This is a genomic window from Paenisporosarcina sp. P4_B8, assembly GCF_056402175.1.
In genome coordinates this window covers 266996-286557 of sequence record NZ_JBFUHX010000001.1, presented here as the reverse complement: position 1 = coordinate 286557, position 19562 = coordinate 266996, and the positions used below count along the sequence as shown (strand labels likewise).

The following is a 19562-nucleotide window of genomic DNA, read 5'->3' as shown; positions in this document are numbered from 1 at the left end:
TTTTTCGCTGCGCTCCTGTTGGGTCGCCGTAACACCCTATTCTTCATATTCCCAAACAGAAAAGCGACCCACCAATGTGGGTCGCTTGTTTCGGTTTACATATTACGACGGTATTGTCCGCCTACTTCGTATAAAGCATTAGTAATTTGACCAAGTGAGGCCACTTTTACTGTGTCCATCAGCTGTTCGAAGATGTTGCCGCCTGTTACTGCTACTTCTTTCAGGCGTTTCAGCGCAGCTTCTGCTTCTGCAGAATTGAGTTTTTGGAAGGCACGCAAGTTGAGAATTTGCGTTTCTTTTTCCTCTGTTGTTGCACGGGCAATTTCCATGTTGTCAATGCTTTCCGCTGACGGCGGGTTTGGGTTCAAGTATGTGTTCACACCGATAATCGGTAGTTCTCCCGTATGTTTCAGCATTTCGTAATGCATGGATTCTTCCTGGATTTTTCCACGTTGGTACTGTGTTTCCATGGCACCAAGTACGCCACCACGATCGTTGATTCGATCAAATTCAGAAAGTACCGCTTCTTCCACTAAGTCGGTCATTTCTTCAATAATAAATGCACCTTGTAGCGGGTTTTCATTTTTCGCAAGACCGTGTTCTTTTGTAATGATCATTTGAATCGCCATTGCACGACGAACAGATTCTTCCGTTGGTGTTGTAATCGCTTCGTCATAAGCATTTGTGTGAAGTGAGTTACAGTTATCCTGCAACGCCATCAATGCTTGAAGTGTTGTACGGATATCGTTGAAATCGATTTCTTGTGCATGCAAGCTTCGACCTGAAGTTTGTACATGGTACTTCAATTTTTGACTACGGTCATTGGCACCGTATTTATCACGCATTACAACTGCCCAAATACGACGAGCCACACGGCCGATTACTGTATATTCAGGATCCAAACCATTCGAGAAGAAGAATGATAAGTTTGGTGCGAAATCATCAATGTTCATTCCGCGGCTCAAGTAATACTCAACATATGTGAAGCCGTTTGCAAGCGTAAACGCCAATTGCGAAATCGGGTTCGCTCCAGCTTCTGCAATATGGTAGCCAGAAATCGATACAGAATAATAATTGCGTACTTTTGAATCGATAAAGTACTGTTGGATATCGCCCATCATGCGAAGTGCGAATTCCGTTGAGAAAATACATGTATTTTGCCCTTGGTCTTCTTTTAAAATATCCGCTTGAACAGTCCCACGAACGACTTGCATTGTTTTTTCACGTACTTCGGTGAATTCTTCAACCGTTAGCGTACGACCCAATTTTTCTTCGTTCAACTTCACTTGCTGGTCAATTGCCGTGTTCATGAACATCGCCAAAATGATTGGAGCAGGTCCATTGATTGTCATTGACACAGAAGTAGAAGGTGCGCATAAATCAAAGCCATCGTATAGTTTCTTCATATCATCTAGTGTACAAATACTAACGCCTGATTCTCCGACTTTCCCGAAAATATCCGGACGCTCATCTGGGTCTTCTCCGTAAAGAGTTACCGAATCGAAAGCTGTTGATAAACGTTTCGCATCGTCATCTTTTGATAAGTAATGGAAACGGCGGTTTGTACGTTCCGGTGTTCCTTCACCAGCAAACTGACGTTTTGGATCTTCCCCTTCACGTTTGAATGGGAATACGCCCGCTGTATATGGGAATGAACCTGGTACGTTTTCTTTATAAACCCAGCGTAAAATTTCACCGTAATCCATGAACTTCGGCAATACGACTTTCGGAATTTTCAGACCACTAAGGCTTTCTGTACGTAAGATCGTACGGATTTCTTTGTCACGTACTTGAGTAACGAATTCATCACCAGCATATGCTTCTTTGAGCGCTTTCCAGTTGTCTAAAATGCGTTTTGATTCCGCAGTCAATTCGTCGCGAACGCCTTGCGCAAGTGAAGTCAATGACTCGACTAATGCATCGTTCGGTGCTTTTTCGTTAACCGCTACAATCGCACCTTCTAATTGGAACAAACGACGTGCAAATTCCACTTGTTGATCGGACTTTTTGTGGTAGCCACGTACCGCATCCGTGATTTCGCGCAAGTAGTAACGACGGTCATTCGGAATAATAACGTTTTGCTTTTGCGTTTTCACAAATTGCTCATACGACGTTTCCCAGTTCGTTCCGCAAACTTCATTTACGCGTGACACTAAAGCTGCGAATAATGAGTTCGTGCCTTTATCGTTGAATTGACTAGCAATCGTGCCGTAAACAGGCATTGTATCAATACTAGCATCCCATAAGCCGCGGCTACGTTGATATTGTTTTTGTACTTGGCGAAGCGCGTCTTCAGAACCTTTGCGCTCGTATTTATTGATGACAATCAAGTCAGCGTAATCAATCATATCGATTTTTTCAAGTTGAGAAGGAGCTCCGAATTCACTTGTCATGACGTACATAGAAACGTCTGCTACGTTTGTGATTTCTGCATCCCCTTGCCCGATTCCACTCGTTTCCACGATGATTAAATCGTAGCCAGCCACTCTGACAACATCCAGTACGTCGCCAATGGCACCTGATAATTCAGTACGAGAACCACGTGTTGCCAAACTCCGCATGAAGACACGTTTGTTGAAGATTGCATTCATACGAATACGGTCGCCAAGCAATGCCCCACCTGTTTTTTGTTTTGTCGGATCAATAGATAGAACCGCAATTTTTTTATCCGGTAATTCCGATAAGAAACGACGAATCAATTCATCCGTCAAAGAAGATTTACCAGCTCCACCTGTACCTGTGATCCCGAGTACTGGCGTTCCTTTAGAAAGTCCGCGCGCTTTTTCTACTAATGCTTTTGCTTCCGCATTTTCGTTGTTTGCGCCATCTTCTGCCACACTGATTAAATGTGCCAACACTTCAGGATGGTCTGTATCCACTTGAGCCAATTGCTCTACAGCGTTCTTTGCTTCAACAGCTTTATCACAGTCTTCTACCATGCGATTGATCATACCTTGAAGACCTAGTGTTCGGCCGTCTTCTGGTGAGAAAATCCACGCGATGCCGTAATCATGAAGTTCCTTGATTTCTTTTGGAATGATTACACCACCACCACCGCCGTAAATGCGGATATGTGGAGCTCCTCTTTCAGCAAGTAAATCGTACATGTATTTAAAATATTCAACATGTCCACCTTGATAAGATGAAATCGCAATACCGTGCGCATCTTCTTGAATTGCTGCGTTCACGACTTCTTCCACCGAGCGGTTGTGCCCTAAATGAATGACTTCAGCACCTGTTGATTGTAGGATGCGACGCATAATGTTGATTGACGCATCATGCCCATCAAATAGACTTGAAGCCGTCACGAAACGTACGTGGTTTTTTGGACGATAAATTTCCACTGTTGCTGTCATGCTGTTCCCCCATTCCCTTGTATCCCTTGTAAGAAAAATGTTGTTTGCTGATCAATGAACTGTTCGATGGTAAGATCACGGTGAGCCCAACGTCTGAAAGACCACATCTGACCTTGAACCACGATATGGTGCGCTGCCAATTTCACGGCATCTTGAGACAGTTGAAGTTCCCCTGATTTGCGGCAAGCGTGAAGGATGTCTTCAAAGATGGCCACCATCTCGAGTTCTTTTTTCAATACATATTGCAGTGCATCTTTTGGCAGAGATTTTGATTCCTGGTACATAACCATGAATTCATCCTGCATTTCATCAATAAGCAAGTAATAGTGACGGATGGCTGTTTTCAAGCCATCCAGTGTACCGGCTTGCGTTGGAAAAGCTGTAAGACGTTCCTGCACTTTTTCGTAAATGCTATCACACACTAAATACAACACGTCTTCTTTCGTACGGATGTATTCATAAAGTGTGCCGATGCTGAATCCTGCTTCTTTTGCGATTTCACGAGTCGTGGTGCGATGAAAGCCCTTTTGTTTAAAGAGCGCGACAGCTCCATGAATCATTTGATTCCGGCGTTTAGAAATTAGGCTTTCATCTTTCACGGACGACTGGACTTCGCGCTTGGGCTTCATTTGCGTCACGACTTACTTCGTCAACATACGAGAAATAACAAGACGTTGAATTTCTTGAGTTCCCTCGTAGATTTGTGTGATTTTCGCGTCGCGCATGTAACGTTCCACTGGATAGTCTTTCGTATATCCGTAGCCACCGAATACTTGAACAGCTTCCACTGTTACTTTCATCGCTGTATCCCCTGCCATTAATTTCGCCATCGCTGATTCTTTCCCATACGAATGACCGTTTGATTCCAACCAAGCTGCTTGGTACGTCAATAAACGTGAAGCTTCGATTGATGTTGCCATGTCAGCCAATTTGAAAGATACCCCTTGGTTCGCTGCGATTGGTTTACCGAATTGAACGCGTTCTTTCGCATATTCTACTGAAGCGTCGAGTGCACCTTGAGCGATACCTACAGCTTGTGCTGCAATTCCGTTACGTCCGCCATCAAGCGTCTTCATTGCGATGATGAATCCTTCGCCTTCTTCACCTAGCAAGTTTTCTTTCGGGATGCGGCAGTTGTCGAAAATGATTTCCGTTGTTGGTGATGAACGGATGCCGAGTTTCTTTTCTTTCTTCCCAACTGAGAAGCCTTCGAAATCAGCTTCAACGATGAATGCACTTGTACCTTTATGTTTTGAAGTTGGATCCGTCACAGCAAATACTACATAAATGTCAGCAATTCCACCGTTTGTGATGAAGATTTTCGAACCATTCAACACATAGTGATCGCCATCGAGTTTAGCGGTTGTTTTCATGCCGCCAGCATCAGAACCTGAACCAGCTTCTGTTAAACCGTAGCCGCCAATTTTTGTTCCTTCAGCCATTGGACGAAGGTATTTTTGTTTTTGTTCTTCGTTACCGTATTTGAAAATCGGCCATCCAGCTAAAGATGTATGAGCTGAAAGCGTTACACCCGTTGATGCACAAACTCGTGAAAGTTCTTCAACAGCGATACAGTAAGCAAGGTAATCCGAACCGATTCCGCCGTACTCTTCAGGCCAAGGAATCCCTGTTAATCCAAGCTCAGCCATTTTGTCGAAAATCTCACGGTCAAAGCGTTCTTCTTCATCACGCTCTGCAGCAGTTGGTGCTACTTCTTTCGTCGCGAAGTCACGCACCATTTTACGAATCATTTCATGTTCTTCTGTTAGTTTGAAGTTCATTTTCTATTCCCCTTTTCGTGAAATTAATATATAAGATTTGTTAACTATAAGTTGATTTTTTATCAAAACGAGGGAATCTGCTCCCTTTCCGACTAGTAACCGCAGGAGCACAAGCTTGTCGTAGATTCCTTTACTATCAACAAAATAATCGCCAATATTTTAGTAGTCTTTATTTCAGTAAGTGCTTCCCGATTACTAGTCGCTGGATTTCAGATGTGCCTTCGTAAATTTCGGTTACTTTTGCGTCACGGAAATAGCGTTCTACTGGATAGTCTTCTGTGTAGCCATAACCACCAAATACTTGAACTGCTTCGATGGATGTTTCCACTGCGGTTTTAGAAGCGAATAGTTTTGCCATTGACGCTTCTTTTCCACAATTTATGCCGCGTGAACGTAAATCTGCTGCGCGATAGACAAGTAGTTTTGAAGCTTCAACAGCTGTTGCCATATCAGCTAATTTAAATCCAACGCCTTGTTGTGCTGCTATCGGTTTACCAAATTGAACGCGCTCTTTTGCATATCCAACTGCAGCCTCATATGCTGCTTCCGCAATCCCTAATGCCTGTGCTGCGATACCGATTCGACCGACATCCAAGTTTGCCAAGGCAATTTTAAAGCCTTCGCCTTCTTGACCTAATAAGTTTTCAACCGGAACTCTCATATCTTCAAATGTTAGCTGAACTGTACGTGAGCCGTGCAAGCCCATTTTGTGTTCATCTTTACCGATAATCAAGCCCGGTGTGTCTTTATCGACGATGAAAGCAGATATCCCTCTTGAACCTTGCGTCGCATCCGTTGAAGCAAACACAATATAAACGTCAGCTTCTCCACCGTTTGTGATGAAAACTTTTGAACCGTTAATTTTATAATGTTCCCCATCTTTAACTGCTTTTGTTTTCATAGAGCCTACGTCTGATCCTGCTGATGGTTCAGTTAAGCAAAATGCTCCTAAATATTCTCCAGCCGCTAATTTCGGAATATACTTTTGTTTTTGCTCTTCGTTACCGAAATACAAAATCGGATTCGTCCCAACAGATGTATGAACTGATAAGATAACGCCAATTACAGCACTCACTTTTGATAATTCATGAATCGCAATTATGTAGCTTGTAAAGTCCATTTCAGATCCACCGTACTGTTCTGGAATGGTGATTCCCATCAAGCCTAACTCCGCCATTTTATTTAAAACTTCACGTGGAAATTCACCTTGTTCCATTCTTTCAATGAATGGTTGGATTTCCGTTTTTGCAAAGTCACGTACCATATTGCGCATCATTAATTGTTCTTCTGTAAATTTCAATTCCATTGATGAAACCCCCTATTCGTACTCGTAAAAACCGCGACCTGTTTTCTTACCTAACCAGCCAGCTTTTACATATTTTCGAAGCAATGGACACGGACGATATTTACTGTCGCCGAAGCCGTCATGCAGGATTTCCATAATGTACAAACAAGTATCAAGACCAATGAAATCAGCTAATTGCAGAGGTCCCATTGGATGATTCATTCCAAGTTTCATGACATCGTCAATGGCTTCTTTCGTAGCCACACCTTCGTACAATGTATAAATCGCTTCGTTGATCATTGGCATAAGAATGCGGTTAGAAACGAATCCTGGGAAGTCGTTTACTTCAACAGGCACTTTATTGAGTTTTTTCGTCATTTCCTCAATGCTTGTGTAAACTTCGTCCGTAGTTGCAAGTCCACGAATGATTTCAACCAGTTTCATAACTGGTACCGGATTCATGAAGTGCATACCGATTACTTGTGCCGGACGGTTTGTCGCTGCAGCGATTTCCGTGATTGGTAGGGATGATGTATTTGAAGCCAAAATTGCATGCTTCGGTGTAATTTCATCAAGTTGTTTGAAAATCTTTTGTTTGATTTCCATGTTTTCGACCGCCGCTTCAATCACTAAATCAACGTCCGATGCATCATTTAAGTCTAGTGACTTTGTGATACGAGAAAGTACTTGCTCCTTCTCACCTTCTGTCATGCGTCCTTTTTCAACATTACGTGATAAGTTCTTCGTGATTGTCATAAGACCGCGTTGGAAAAATTCTTCTTTCATGTCATTCAGTTTTACGTCGAAGCCAGCTTGTGCACACACTTGTGCAATTCCTGACCCCATTTGACCTGCTCCGATTACGAGTACTTTTTGAATTGTCATCTTGTTGTCCTCCTCTATACGTTCACACTGTTTAAATTAAGCTTTAGGAACTTCAATCATGATGGCATCGCCTTGACCGCCACCAGAACAAATAGCTGCGATTCCGATTCCGCCACCGCGGCGTTTCAACTCGTAAGCCAAAGTTAAGATAATACGAGCTCCACTCGCTCCGATTGGGTGTCCAAGTGCTACTGCTCCACCATTTACATTGACTTTCGTTTCATCCAGGTTCGCGATTTGTGAAGATGCCAAAGCTACTGCTGCAAATGCTTCGTTGATTTCGAACAAGTCTATGTCTTCTATTGATTTGCCTGTTTTTTCTAAGATTGCATTGATAACAAGACCCGGTGTTTGTGGGAAGTTTTCTGGCTCAATTGCAACTTCCGCGTGACCTATGACGTAAGCAAGAGGTGTCTTGCCTTCCGCCTTCGCTTTATCTTCGCTCATCAACACAAGTGCCGCAGCTCCATCATTTACGCCAGGTGCGTTACCTGCTGTGATGCTACCCTCTTTGCCAAATACCGGTTTTAATTTTGATAAAGAGTCGACTGATGTATCACGACGGGGTGCTTCGTCTTGTTCAATTTTCAACGTGTCACCTTTACGTTGTGGAACTTCCACTGGCGTAATTTCTTCAGCGAATGTTCCGTTGTCGATTGCTTTCAACGCTAAATCATGACTGCGGAATGACCATGCATCTTGCGCTTCGCGAGACAACTCGAATTGCTCAGCTGTTGTATTGCCGTAGGTGCCCATGTGTACACGCTTCGGGTTGAATGAACATGAAAGTCCGTCATATATCATGCCGTCTACCATTTGTGCATCGCCCATGCGTAACCCAAATCGACCTTTAGGCAAATAATACGGAGCGTTTGACATGGATTCCATGCCGCCTGCAACGATTGTTTCTTCTTCACCTAAACGGATTAATTGATCTGCTAACGTTACTGCGCGCATACCTGATGCACACACTTTGTTGATTGTTTCTGTTTTAACGCTCCAAGGAAGGCCTGCTTTTGTAGCTGCCTGACGAGAAGGAATTTGCCCTTGCCCAGCTTGCAAAACCGTACCCATGATGACTTCATCCACTGATTCTGGTGCAACGCCTGCACGGTTCAATGCTTCTTTGATGGCTACTCCACCTAAATCGCTTGCAGTAAGTGAAGCGAGTGCGCCTCCCATTTTCCCGAATGCTGTACGTGCGCCATCTAAAATAACTGTTTTTGTCATGATTGTTGCCTCCTTTGAATGTATACGCTTACAGTTTTGTTTTTTTAAAGAATTGCGATAATTTATTGTGTGGATCTGTTGGTTATTTTTGGTTTCGTCCATTCGTGATGAGTTTCTGTCCATTCGGCTTTTTCTGGATATCGTCGCAAATAAAAAACTCTTCGAGTTTTTTATTGACTGAACGCTCGCTCGACTTTACTTCAAACAAAAAGGGAGTGCTACGACTCCCTCTTTGATTTTATTGTATCGAATATTTACTAATTTATCAATCTATTGAAGGATTGGTTCTTCTTCTTCCACTTCTACTGGAGGCATGTAGTCTCCAAGTACAGAACGTTCTAGTAATTCGGCGATGTCGTATGTGCCTACTGTTTCTTCTACTTCTTTAGCTTTCGTTCCATCGGATAGCATTGTTAAGCAGTAAGGACATCCGGATGAAATCATGGTTGGGTTGACGGCAATTGCTTGCTCTGTTCGTGCAACGTTTACACGATTACCAACATGTTCTTCCATCCACATCATGCCGCCTCCTGCTCCACAGCACATACCTGTTTCGCGATTACGTTCCATTTCCACAAGCTTCACGCCTGGTATTGCACGCAAGATTTCACGTGGTGGATCGTAGACATCATTGTAGCGGCCTAAGTAACATGAATCGTGGAACGTGATCGTTTCATTGATAGCATGTTGAGGTTTCAAGCGTCCTTGTTGTACTAAATCAAACAACATTTCAGTATGGTGAAGGACTTCTCCATTCCATCCGAAGTCTGGGTATTCGTTTTTAAAGATATTGTATGCATGCGGATCGATTGTGACAATCTTCGTTACGCCTGCTTTTTCGAACTCGGAAATATTTGATCCAGCAAGTTCCTGGAATAAGAATTCATTTCCTAAACGACGTGGTGTATCGCCAGAGTTCTTTTCTTTGTTTCCTAGAATAGCGAATTTCACGCCTGCTTCGTTCATTAAACGAGCGAAGGCCAAGGCGATTTTTTGTGAACGGTTGTCAAATGAACCCATCGAGCCCACCCAGAACAAGTATTCAAATTCTTCGCCAGCTTTAGAAACTTCTTTCACTGTTGGAATGTGCACGTCTGGACGTGCTTCACGCCAGTTTTCTTTTTCTTTACGGTTAAGCCCCCATGGATTTCCTTGGCGTTCGATGTTTGTCATCGCACGTTGAGCATCTCCGTCCATACGGCCTTCTGTCATGACTAAGTAACGGCGAAGGTCAATGATGTGCGATACGTGTTCGATCATAACTGGACATTGGTCTTCACAGTTACGACAAGTAGTACACGCCCAAAGCTCTTCTTCTGTAATAACGTCCCCGATCAATGCCGGGTTATAAATATCTTCGATGACTGCTCCATCCACACGAGCTGCCACTGCCAATTGATTTCCTTGCGTATTGGCGAAGGCCATTGCAGGAACCCATGGTTTTTGTTGCGTCAATACAGCACCTGTATTTGTTAAATGGTTACGTAGTTTTGTAATTAAGTCCATCGGTGAAAGCATTTTGCCTGTTCCTGTAGCTGGACACATATTCGTACAACGTCCACATTCTACACAAGCATATAAGTCGATCAACTGCTTTTGTGATAAGTCTTGAATTTTACCAACACCGAATGACGCTTCCTCTTCCGATTCTTCATCTTCAGCTTCTTCAAAATTAATTGGACGAAGTTTTCCGACGTTATCCGTACGGTTGAAGTACGTATTTGCAGGTCCTGTAATCAAGTGGAAATGCTTCGATTGAGGCACGTACACTAAGAATGTAAGCAGGAATAGCAAGTGAACCCACCACATGATATAGAAAATCGTAATGGCAGCTGTTTCAGGCAGGAATCCAAAAATAGTTGCGATAGAAGATGCAACTGGCTCCGCCCATGTCGCTGCGTGATCATGCCAGATCATACCCATGCCGTTTCCGACTAATACGGAAACCATCAAACCGCCGATGAATATAAGAACTAGTCCTGATTTCCATCCACGTTTCAAACGCACCAATTTTTCTATGTAGCGACGGTAGAATGCCCACACGACCGCAACAAGAATCATCAGTGTGACGATTTCCTGGAAGAATGTGAATGCAGGATACAATGGCCCTAAAGGTAAATGTGACCCAGGCTTCAAGCCTTTCCAGATGAAATCGATTGCCCCAAATTGTACAAGAAGAAATCCGTAGAAGAACATCACATGGATGATTCCGCTTTTCTTATCCTTCAATAATTTCTTTTGACCAAATACATTGACCATGATTTTTCGCATACGCTCTTTGAAGTTATCTTCAAACTCCTCTTTCTTGCCGAGTTTGATGTATTCATAGCGTGTCTTCAGCAAATAAGTAAAAAGACCAACTGCGTAAGCGGTTACAACTAAGAATAAAAACCAGTTTGCAATTAATAACGGGTTCATCGCTCTCTCCCCTTCCCTTTGTTAAACAATAGTTAATCTTTCTAATGACATAGTTTAGTAGATTGATGGATTATTGTCGATGTTAAGTTACAGTTTAAAACTGAATGAGCATTCAGTCAATAGGAAATATTAGAAGTTTTCAGTGAAATGAATATCCTCCAAATCTAAAAATGAGGTGTCACCATTCATTAGCAGAACATACAAAGTAGCTATTTCTTAGCTTTCTCTTGCGAAAAACTGGAAAGAAAAAAATCCTTCAGCTGTGTCTGAAGGATTAATGCTTTATCGTTAATTCTCTCAATTCATTACCAAAATGAATTGATGCTCGCTCGATTGATTCTTTTTTGACACCAACTAAAACGACAGTACAAGGTCCGGCTGACTTTTTGACATCAACATCCGAATGAACAAATAGTTTATCATTGGCAAACAGAATCCTGACCTCTTCCTGAATCCCTTTTGATCCGACTGGCCAGATAGACGTCACAAAACCATCATCTATTGCTAACTTCACTTTTTTCAAGTCAGCTATGACTTTAGAATTCTCAAGTACTTCATTACCCACAAAGGGTTGGCCATAAATAAACCAAGTAACATCACTCTTAAAAACTTCTCTGCAATGACCAATCATTGTAACTGACATAGCGGATTGTAAAAGGTCCATATTGGTTTCACTACTGCCTGTTACTAAAATACGCTCTAAATCTAAGTCTTTCAGGATTCGATTAACACCTTGAACATAACCTTGCCATGCAGCTTCACCTGAAAAGTTGTGGATAATTACAGATTCCACTTGGGCATTTGCAGCCCACTGTTCGAGTAATGCTACACGAGCTGCAAAATAACTGACGACATCATTTGGTGCAAATACAAGATCGGCTTGTTTTTCACCTATACCTCCAGAGTTATCAGTTGTAACGACAAATCCGTTAGCCAATTTCAGCGCATTTCTCATTTAACAACGACTCTCTGGTATAGTCGCTTCATTACTGGTTCTAATAAAAATGCAATGACTGCATTTAAACATGAAGCAAGTAATAATGATGGCACAGCTCCATAGAAAAAAGCAGGACTAATCAAAAAGTAAAATGGTAGCGGAGCAATTACGCTATTAGCTAAAATGAAAAAAAGCCATTTCCATCTAACCCATCCTTTTTGATGAAGAACTGCAAAAATCCACAGTATCCCAAACATTTCTACTGCAATTAATGCATGAAATGGTCCTAATGGCATTCCTATTGATAAAGCAGACACTAAATGACCGACCGAAGCAGCTATTCCTGAAAATACAGGTGGTAAAATTGCAATGGAAACTAAAGCAGGCACTGCGTCTAAAGCTGCCGAACCGATTCCCACAGGTAATTTGACGAGCGCACCAATCGCACATAAAGTTGCAACCATAGCGGTTACTGTTATTAAACGAACATTCATCGATTATTCCTCCACTTTTTTCGCTCGTCCACCATTTCTAAAAACTTTTGCAGAACGCACGTATTCGTTGTCTGGTACGTTGACCCGAGAGTTGGCTACTCGTGAAGCAGCAAATAAATAGTCTGACAAGCGATTCAAATAACGTTGCACTACATTAGGTATGTCTTCTTCTACTTTCATCAATGTCACCATTTGTCTTTCAGCACGACGTGTTACAGTTCTCGCGATATGCAGAGTTGCGGCAGCTGGAGATCCTCCTGGTAAAATAAATCGTTCGAGCATTGGCGGTTCTTCCATTAGTTCATCAATTCGTTTCTCTAATACTTCTACTGGCTCTTGTGTCATTTTATATGTTCGATTTGGCTTGACGTTTGCTAAATCTCCGCCACAATCGAATAATTCATTTTGAATTGCTTCTAAGTCTGTAAGCAAGTCCTTGAAAATGGTTGGATCTAGTTCTGTCATTGCTTTGCCAATAAACGAATTCACTTCATCAATTGTTCCATAAGTTTCAACTCGTGGATCATCTTTATCTGCGCGTGCCCCTATTAAACTTGTTTGTCCTTTGTCTCCAGTTCGAGTATATATTCTCAACTTGATTGTCCCCCTTGAAGTGATTTAAAGAGCTATTTTAATGATTCTGTTAAGCCATACCAAATACGTGTAACGTTTGTTGCTTCCTTGAAAATCTGTTGGCATAACCTGCCACATCGATCTCGAAGTTCACGTGTTTCGGCTTCGATTGGTACTATTCCACGTCCGTTTTCTGTCACAATCACTATGACATCACTTTGTGCGCGATATGTATTTAATGTTTTCATGAAATCTTGAATTACCCGTTCTTCTGGATTGTTTATATGATGCTCAACAAAAGCTTCCACCCCAGCAAGAACGACTGTCTGAGCATTCGCTTTTGGCAAGTCCTTATTATCTGCACATTCAATCCATTGCACTTCTTGTTCAACTACGAGTTGTCTGACATACGCTCGCTTGCCGTTATACGCTCCACCGATATAGACTTGCATCTTCTTTCCTCCTCAAAGCTTTTACGACTGTCCCAGTGTAATGTCCATTTGTCCCCGTGTTTGACATCCCTTGACCAAAAATCACGCACATCAGGTGCAAACTTATGGAGCACAAAACGAATAGGTCCACCATGTGTTACTACAACTGGATGATTGCAAGGAATACTTTTTAGACCAATTAGAACGCGTGTAGCCATCTGGTGTAAAAACTCACCGTTTGGAGGGGATATCTCATCTGGATTAGACACCCACTTTTGATAGTTGGCATCTTCCTTTAAGTCCTCATAAGTCTTTAGCTCCCAGTCACCAAAGGACATCTCACGAAAATCTGGTGAACTTTGGTAGGATGATTTAGGATAAAAAATGGAAGCCGTTTGATGGCACCGTTTTAGGTCACTTCCGTAAATAATCTCCGGGGACAAAATCCCTTGAATATCTACATATGACAACTGGTTAATTGATTCGTCACTCCAACCGATGTAACGTCTTTCAACATTCGCTAAGGTAGGCAGATGCCGTATTAAAGTAAGACGAAAATCAACAGCCATAATATCACTTCCATCCCTTCAACGAAAGCACCTGAGACATCTCCCGTGACTCCTCCGAAATGTTTTTTCGTCCAAAGTTTATATGCATGTGCACAAATGAATAGTGCAACTAAAGTGGTGATGGCAACTAACACATCTCCTCCAACAATAACGATAAATCCAACAGCTATAGCAATCGAGATCCAGATGGCTATGAGTAACGCTTGACTGTGAAAACGTTTTTTAAAGAAAGCTGCCAATCCTTTATCCTTTGCTTCAGGTGTAATTAGAAAGTAGCAAACCATTGTTGCTCTCGCTAAAAACGGGATAACCACTAACCACTCCCACTTCATCCCGTTTTGCGTAATTATTTCTGCAAGCAATACGATTTTTCCCACAATAAGAAATAGTAAAGCCATAGTGCCAAAAGCACCTATCCGTGGATCGTCTAATATTTCATGGCGTTTATCTTGGTTACGATAAGAAAAAAAGGCATCACTCGTATCAGCAAATCCATCCAGATGCAGTCCACCTGAAAGCACAATACCGATTAACACGATGGTAAATGCTAAAAAAAGAGGACTTACATCAAAATACAACCAAACAATTGAAGTGATCAGTCCGAATGCTCCCCCTATCCAGGGGAGAGTGGCAAACATCATCGTTATTGAGTTCCGATTCATATTCAGCTCTTTATTAATTGGGATAATGGTAAAAAATTGTAGAGCAAGCAATACCCCGTGGATCATGGGAGCTTCACCAAATTCTTTATTTTTTCCCAATCTAAATGGGATGCAACATGAAGAGCCCATTCATCATATTTATCTTCACCAGACTTGTTTGCAATTGAATCATGTTGAGTAATATAAGAATCTTCCTCTTCAATTTCGTGGTTATCCATAAATGGAATAACGCCGAGAACTGGAATTTTTGTGTAGGACTCAATAAATGTTACCCCCTCCTGAAACAATTCCTTATCTCCACGAAACTTATTAATAATGATCCCCTTTACTCTATTCCGATGATTTGAAGACAATAATTCCAGAGTTCCAACGATTGTTGCAAAAACTCCACCACGTTCAATATCAGCAACAAGCAATACTGGCACATCTGCTAAATCAGCGATTTTCATATTGACAAGTTCTCGGTCAGTTAAGTTTACTTCTACTGGACTTCCCGCTCCTTCTAACACAACTACATCATAGTTCTCACTCACAAACGAAAGCGATTGTTTGATAACTGTCAAACCATGATCATAAAAAGATTCACGATAAGCTACCCCGGACATTTCCTCCACTTTTCCACCTAACAACCATACTTCAGAAGACATATGTCCAGAGGGCTTTAATAAAATAGGGTTCATTTGTGGAAGAGGTTGAACTTTTGCCGCTTCTGCCTGTGCAAATTGAGCGGTACTGATTTCTAATCCATTACCTATTTTTGTAGAAAAGGTCGACATATTTTGAGATTTAAATGGTGCTACATGAAAACCCTCATTTGCAAATAACCGGCAAAGTGCTGTACAGATCATGCTCTTTCCGACGTTAGAAGCTGTCCCTTGTATCATAATACCGTTCATATGTATTCCCCCTTACTTCCACTTCTTTGCTAGTCCATATGTAAGTTCATATGCATAATCACTCTCTTTGACGAGCCACTGGTGGAGCATTCCCAGCCATTGCTGATACATTACTACATCTGGAATTTTCGACATAGGCTCATCTAATACTTCATTGGAAATGACGACTACGGTTGTCCCGTTTTTTAGCAATGAATTAATCGTTTCATGGAAACGTCTCTCTTTTTCATGCATACAGTTTTCACGTTTAAAACAAGGGTCATCCATTGCCCATCCTTCGTACAATTCATTGGCTAACCACGTAGTGATGCAGTCAATCAGAACCCCGTCACCAGGTCGGATGGATGGCAGAATTTCTTCTATTTGACGAGGTTTTTCAATTGTCAGCCAGTTGTTTTTATAGTCTTTCCGATCCTGTTGATGGCGTTTGATGCGCTGTTCCATTTCACTGTCGTTGGCAACGCCAGTCGCGAGATAGATTAGTCGCGAACACGAGCGATTCATTAGCCATTCTTCAGCAAAACCCGTTTTTCCACTTCGTACACCGCCAGAGATAAATGTTAGCGTGCCTCGAACCATACTGTTAACTCCTTTTTAAGGATTTCCATATCTTCTACGGTCTTCATACCAATTCTGTACCAATGCCCGTCAAGTCCTTGAAAATTCTCGGTATGTCTTAAAACCAACCCTTGTCTTAAAAAGTATTGGAAAAATTCACTGTCTGGTTGTTGTAACTTAAACAATAAAAAGTTGGCTTGTGATTGTGTTACTTCGCAACCTTTTGCTTTTAGAAAAGCACTCATGTCGAGCAGCATGTTTTTGCTATGGAGAATTGATTTCTGCCGGAACTCTTCATCTTTTAATACGAGAGAACCAATTTCAGTTGCTATCCTATTCACATTCCAATGTGGTGCCAGTTGTTGAATTTCTTTGACTATGGAAGGAGCTGTTGCCATGTATCCTAGCCTTAGACCAGGCATTGCGTACATTTTTGTCATTGAGCGAACAATAATCAAATGACTAAAATTCATGTCAGAAATTAATGATGATTGTTCTGAAATGAAATCAATGAAGGCTTCGTCCAACACGATGTCACAATTTACTTTTTTCGCGTATTCTACTAAATCCACTAACACTTTGCGTTTTGGCAATGTGCCAGTTGGGTTATTCGGCGTACATAAGTAAAGGACATCGGCTTGATGCATATGCATTTTCATTTCATCAATCGGGTATTCACCCGTAACGATATTAGTCATGTGCAAGTTGACAATTTCCACATCGCGTGCTCTTAAAGTCGTTTCATATTCAGAGAAAGTTGGGTGAACGATTATTGCTAGCTTGCCTCTGTACCTTTGTGCAAGCAATGAAAATATCTCCGCGGCTCCATTTGCAACGAAAATGGAGTAAGGCGAGATGTTGTGATACTCAGCGATTGCTGTTCGAAAAGGTTCACCAAGTGGATCTGGATACCCCATCATAAACGGTTGGAATTTGTACCAGTCAGTTTGTATTGAGGTAGGGGGACCGAAAGGATTGACGTTTTCACTAAAGTCTATCATTCGTTCGGGAGGATTAATTCCCAAACTTTTATATAGATGATGTGGATTTGCACCATGGTTAGGTAATGCCACTTAAAACACCCCCGATAACCATCATCATTACCCAAAACAGAAATATAGCGACATGCATTTGACGGATTGTATATAAAATATGAATTACTCGAAGCGGGTTTTCTGAAATTCCCATACGTGGACGGTTAGAAGGAATTCCTTTATACATATTAAGCCCCCCCAGTTGCACGCCAAGTTGATAGGCAGTCGCAGCTTCCAAGTACCCACTATTTGGGCTTGGATGCTTTTTGGCATCTTTCCACCAATTAGCTAATCGTGTGCGAAGGGTTTGTTTACTGAAATTTTTTGTCCATGTAAGGATGATATAGCCTGTGACTCTGCTCGGAATATAGTTCAACACATCATCCATTTTGGCAGAAGCATAACCAAAGTCTTGAAACTTCTCATTTTCGTGACCCACCATCGAATCTAAGGTATTTACTGCTTTATATAACCAAAGCCCAGGTGCCCCGAAAAGAAATGCAAAGAAAAGTGGAGCTGTTATCCCGTCACTCGTATTTTCCGAGACAGTTTCTACCACAGCTCGTGTAATTTCTGACTCGGATAACTTTTCAGTATCGCGACCGACAATCCATGATAGTTTCATTCTAGCTTCTTTCAAGTCACCATTAACTAGTGGTTGATAAACGGACATCGCTGCGTCTTTCAAGCTTTTTTGGGCAAACCCTATTGCACACAATATACTTTCAACAACGATTCCAAAAACAAAGTGAATCTCGTATGCTGTGAACACCAAGGCAAATACGCTAGCGAATGTAACCGCAACAACCGATATCAAAAGGATTATACCTTTGATTTTACGATGACGGCCTTTATTCAACAAAGTAGTTAATTTTGTTATTAATCTACCAATCCATCGAACCGGGTGTGTCCAATTGGGTGGATCGCCTATTATTCGATCAAGGAGTAAGCCAAAAGTAAGCGCGATGATATGAGCAGACATACTTACATTCCTTTCGCTACTTTATAACGTTTGATAGCTAGTGTAGTACACTCAAAAACGCCTCGCCCAATGCATTTCCCTAGCTCTGTAATAGGTCCAGCATACGGTAAAAGTTCCCCTTTTTGAGTAGCCGCTATAAGTAAACTGTCCGTGGATGTTCCAGTTGCAAGTGTATTTGTTATAGAGTCTCTTACATCTTCGTTTTGAAGAGCTTTTGTTTTTGCTTCTGTCGCTGTAATCATGGCTTGAATGAATGCTTCGTCAGATAATTTCCCATTCACAATTATCCAGGTATTAATCGTGCCAACATAAAGTTCATCTTCGCGTTCAAATGCTTTTGACACATCCACTGCATTTCCTACGCCCGCTGTAACGGCAATGATAATGGATCCGAAAGTTCCATCATACTCTTCAATGACCACATGTTTCGTTTGAACAGCCGTCATCATTCCCACTGTATCTGTTGTCGGAAATCCTTGTGCTTGCAGATAATCAAACATCTCGTTTGTGCTATCATCACATTCATAATCAGCTTTCACATGACGATTAACAAACGTACGGTACCAACCAAACCCTGGATTTACAACTGCTGATGATACTGTTTTTAATGGGAAGTTTGCTTGCATGACCACATACTCATTTGACACTGAAAAATGGTCTTTCTTAATGATGTGCTCTTCCTGCAATTCACTCAAATTTGGCAATAATGTAATTTGTGGTTTCGGTTGTTCTGGATGTGGGTGGCTTCTTACCCGAGCTTTGTAGACACTTTCTAGCTGTTTTTGTTTTAGTACCGCATGCGGTTCACCAATTATTTTCACTTCTCCATCTTCCATTAATAACAACCGGTCGCAATACAAGGAAGCTAAATTTATGTCATGAAATACTGAGATAATTGTTAATCCATTCTTAGTGGCTTGCATTCTAATCGTGTCCAACAATTGTTGTTGATGTGCAATGTCTAAATGGTTTGTTGGCTCATCCAGTAATAACACTTTTGCTTGCTGTGCAAGTGCTTGCGCCACAAAAACACGTTGTTGTTCTCCTCCAGAAAGCTGATCGAGATAGACATGCTCATACATTTTCACGTCGGTTAGCTGCATTGCATCTTGAATTGCTTGCTCATCTTTCTCAGACCAAGATGAAAAGAATCCACTTTGATGAGGATATCTCCCAAGAGAAATCGTGTCTCGCGCTGTATATGAAAAAGCATGTGCGTGTAATTGAGGTAACACAGCCATATGCTTAGCGAGTTCTTTTGTAGTATATGTTTCGATTGGTTTGCTACCTAATTTGACCGTACCTGCTGTCAAAGGAAGTACACCACTAATGATTTTCAGTAGGGTCGACTTTCCACTCCCATTTGGACCTAATATCCCAAGAACTTCCCCTTTAACAACATGAAAAGAAACGTCTTTTACAACCGGTGAGTCGTGATAACCACCTGTTAATCCTTCGACTTTTAGCATGA

Annotated in this window: 18 protein-coding genes; all 18 read right to left on the bottom strand. The window is 41.7% G+C overall.

All coding sequences use genetic code 11. The annotated features are described in order from the left end of the window. Positions 1 to 95 precede the first annotated feature (95 nt). The 18 genes from icmF to AC1DSK_RS01325 all read right to left on the bottom strand — a co-directional run bounded on the left by icmF (position 96) and on the right by AC1DSK_RS01325 (position 19560). Positions 96 to 3356 (bottom strand): fused isobutyryl-CoA mutase/GTPase IcmF, encoded by a 3261-nt coding sequence (gene icmF, locus AC1DSK_RS01410; RefSeq protein WP_477546282.1) that lies wholly within the window; start codon positions 3354 to 3356, stop codon positions 96 to 98. Then, on the bottom strand, positions 3353 to 3985 hold the full coding sequence (locus AC1DSK_RS01405; protein ID WP_477546281.1) for a TetR/AcrR family transcriptional regulator: 633 nt from the start codon (positions 3983 to 3985) through the stop codon (positions 3353 to 3355). Before AC1DSK_RS01405 ends, icmF begins: the two co-directional genes overlap by 4 nt. Positions 3986 to 3997: 12 nt before the next feature. Continuing rightward, positions 3998 to 5137 carry an acyl-CoA dehydrogenase gene (locus tag AC1DSK_RS01400; RefSeq protein ID WP_477546280.1) on the bottom strand — a complete coding sequence of 380 codons (1140 nt, stop codon included), beginning with the start codon at positions 5135 to 5137 and terminating at the stop codon, positions 3998 to 4000. A 169-nt stretch (positions 5138 to 5306) separates the two neighbouring features. Continuing rightward, the gene (locus tag AC1DSK_RS01395) at positions 5307 to 6443 is read right to left on the bottom strand and encodes an acyl-CoA dehydrogenase (RefSeq protein ID WP_477546279.1); all 1137 of its coding nucleotides are present in this window, start codon (positions 6441 to 6443) and stop codon (positions 5307 to 5309) included. 12 nt (positions 6444 to 6455) lie between these two features. Beyond that, positions 6456 to 7307, bottom strand: coding sequence for a 3-hydroxybutyryl-CoA dehydrogenase (locus AC1DSK_RS01390; RefSeq protein ID WP_477546278.1), 852 nt, complete (start codon positions 7305 to 7307; stop codon positions 6456 to 6458). A gap of 36 nt (positions 7308 to 7343) precedes the next feature. Next, positions 7344 to 8537, bottom strand: a complete 1194-nt coding sequence (locus AC1DSK_RS01385) for an acetyl-CoA C-acetyltransferase (protein ID WP_477546277.1) — start codon at positions 8535 to 8537, stop codon at positions 7344 to 7346. Between the two features lie 270 nt (positions 8538 to 8807). After that, entirely contained in the window at positions 8808 to 10955 is a 2148-nt protein-coding gene (locus AC1DSK_RS01380; RefSeq protein WP_477546276.1) for a (Fe-S)-binding protein, read from the bottom strand. A gap of 274 nt (positions 10956 to 11229) precedes the next feature. After that, positions 11230 to 11910, bottom strand: a complete 681-nt coding sequence (locus AC1DSK_RS01375) for a hypothetical protein (RefSeq protein WP_477546275.1) — start codon at positions 11908 to 11910, stop codon at positions 11230 to 11232. Beyond that, positions 11907 to 12386, bottom strand: a complete 480-nt coding sequence (locus AC1DSK_RS01370; RefSeq protein ID WP_477546274.1) for an ECF transporter S component — start codon at positions 12384 to 12386, stop codon at positions 11907 to 11909. Before AC1DSK_RS01370 ends, AC1DSK_RS01375 begins: the two co-directional genes overlap by 4 nt. Positions 12387 to 12389: 3 nt before the next feature. Further along, positions 12390 to 12980 carry a cob(I)yrinic acid a,c-diamide adenosyltransferase gene (locus AC1DSK_RS01365; RefSeq protein ID WP_477546273.1) on the bottom strand — a complete coding sequence of 197 codons (591 nt, stop codon included), beginning with the start codon at positions 12978 to 12980 and terminating at the stop codon, positions 12390 to 12392. Between the two features lie 32 nt (positions 12981 to 13012). Beyond that, complete coding sequence (locus AC1DSK_RS01360) at positions 13013 to 13411, bottom strand: bifunctional adenosylcobinamide kinase/adenosylcobinamide-phosphate guanylyltransferase (RefSeq protein WP_477546272.1); 399 nt, start codon at positions 13409 to 13411, stop codon at positions 13013 to 13015. Then, positions 13351 to 13959, bottom strand: coding sequence for a histidine phosphatase family protein (locus AC1DSK_RS01355; protein WP_477546271.1), 609 nt, complete (start codon positions 13957 to 13959; stop codon positions 13351 to 13353). The genes AC1DSK_RS01360 and AC1DSK_RS01355 overlap by 61 nt, the downstream gene beginning before the upstream one ends. After that, positions 13932 to 14687 carry an adenosylcobinamide-GDP ribazoletransferase gene (gene cobS, locus AC1DSK_RS01350; protein ID WP_477546270.1) on the bottom strand — a complete coding sequence of 252 codons (756 nt, stop codon included), beginning with the start codon at positions 14685 to 14687 and terminating at the stop codon, positions 13932 to 13934. Before cobS ends, AC1DSK_RS01355 begins: the two co-directional genes overlap by 28 nt. Beyond that, complete coding sequence (locus AC1DSK_RS01345; protein ID WP_477546269.1) at positions 14684 to 15517, bottom strand: cobyric acid synthase; 834 nt, start codon at positions 15515 to 15517, stop codon at positions 14684 to 14686. The genes cobS and AC1DSK_RS01345 overlap by 4 nt, the downstream gene beginning before the upstream one ends. 12 nt (positions 15518 to 15529) lie before the next feature. Next, positions 15530 to 16096 carry a bifunctional adenosylcobinamide kinase/adenosylcobinamide-phosphate guanylyltransferase gene (locus AC1DSK_RS01340; protein WP_477546268.1) on the bottom strand — a complete coding sequence of 189 codons (567 nt, stop codon included), beginning with the start codon at positions 16094 to 16096 and terminating at the stop codon, positions 15530 to 15532. Further along, positions 16078 to 17148 (bottom strand): pyridoxal phosphate-dependent aminotransferase, encoded by a 1071-nt coding sequence (locus AC1DSK_RS01335; protein ID WP_477546267.1) that lies wholly within the window; start codon positions 17146 to 17148, stop codon positions 16078 to 16080. Before AC1DSK_RS01335 ends, AC1DSK_RS01340 begins: the two co-directional genes overlap by 19 nt. Further along, the gene (cbiB, locus tag AC1DSK_RS01330; RefSeq protein WP_477546266.1) at positions 17135 to 18091 is read right to left on the bottom strand and encodes an adenosylcobinamide-phosphate synthase CbiB; all 957 of its coding nucleotides are present in this window, start codon (positions 18089 to 18091) and stop codon (positions 17135 to 17137) included. Before cbiB ends, AC1DSK_RS01335 begins: the two co-directional genes overlap by 14 nt. A gap of 2 nt (positions 18092 to 18093) precedes the next feature. Continuing rightward, the gene (locus AC1DSK_RS01325) at positions 18094 to 19560 is read right to left on the bottom strand and encodes an adenosylcobinamide amidohydrolase (RefSeq protein WP_477546265.1); all 1467 of its coding nucleotides are present in this window, start codon (positions 19558 to 19560) and stop codon (positions 18094 to 18096) included. Positions 19561 to 19562 lie beyond the last annotated feature (2 nt).

Coding starts and splice junctions, on each gene's coding strand:
- AC1DSK_RS01400 (WP_477546280.1), bottom strand. CDS start 5,137: ATGAACTTCAAACTAACAGAAGAACATGAAATGATTCGTAAAATGGTG.
- AC1DSK_RS01345 (WP_477546269.1), bottom strand. CDS start 15,517: ATGAACGGTATTATGATACAAGGGACAGCTTCTAACGTCGGAAAGAGC.
- AC1DSK_RS01385 (WP_477546277.1), bottom strand. CDS start 8,537: ATGACAAAAACAGTTATTTTAGATGGCGCACGTACAGCATTCGGGAAA.
- cbiB (WP_477546266.1), bottom strand. CDS start 18,091: ATGTCTGCTCATATCATCGCGCTTACTTTTGGCTTACTCCTTGATCGA.
- AC1DSK_RS01340 (WP_477546268.1), bottom strand. CDS start 16,096: ATGGTTCGAGGCACGCTAACATTTATCTCTGGCGGTGTACGAAGTGGA.
- AC1DSK_RS01395 (WP_477546279.1), bottom strand. CDS start 6,443: ATGGAATTGAAATTTACAGAAGAACAATTAATGATGCGCAATATGGTA.
- AC1DSK_RS01375 (WP_477546275.1), bottom strand. CDS start 11,910: ATGAGAAATGCGCTGAAATTGGCTAACGGATTTGTCGTTACAACTGAT.
- AC1DSK_RS01360 (WP_477546272.1), bottom strand. CDS start 13,411: ATGCAAGTCTATATCGGTGGAGCGTATAACGGCAAGCGAGCGTATGTC.
- AC1DSK_RS01380 (WP_477546276.1), bottom strand. CDS start 10,955: ATGAACCCGTTATTAATTGCAAACTGGTTTTTATTCTTAGTTGTAACC.
- AC1DSK_RS01355 (WP_477546271.1), bottom strand. CDS start 13,959: ATGGCTGTTGATTTTCGTCTTACTTTAATACGGCATCTGCCTACCTTA.
- AC1DSK_RS01370 (WP_477546274.1), bottom strand. CDS start 12,386: ATGAATGTTCGTTTAATAACAGTAACCGCTATGGTTGCAACTTTATGT.
- cobS (WP_477546270.1), bottom strand. CDS start 14,687: ATGATCCACGGGGTATTGCTTGCTCTACAATTTTTTACCATTATCCCA.
- icmF (WP_477546282.1), bottom strand. CDS start 3,356: ATGACAGCAACAGTGGAAATTTATCGTCCAAAAAACCACGTACGTTTC.
- AC1DSK_RS01390 (WP_477546278.1), bottom strand. CDS start 7,307: ATGACAATTCAAAAAGTACTCGTAATCGGAGCAGGTCAAATGGGGTCA.
- AC1DSK_RS01325 (WP_477546265.1), bottom strand. CDS start 19,560: ATGCTAAAAGTCGAAGGATTAACAGGTGGTTATCACGACTCACCGGTT.
- AC1DSK_RS01405 (WP_477546281.1), bottom strand. CDS start 3,985: ATGAAGCCCAAGCGCGAAGTCCAGTCGTCCGTGAAAGATGAAAGCCTA.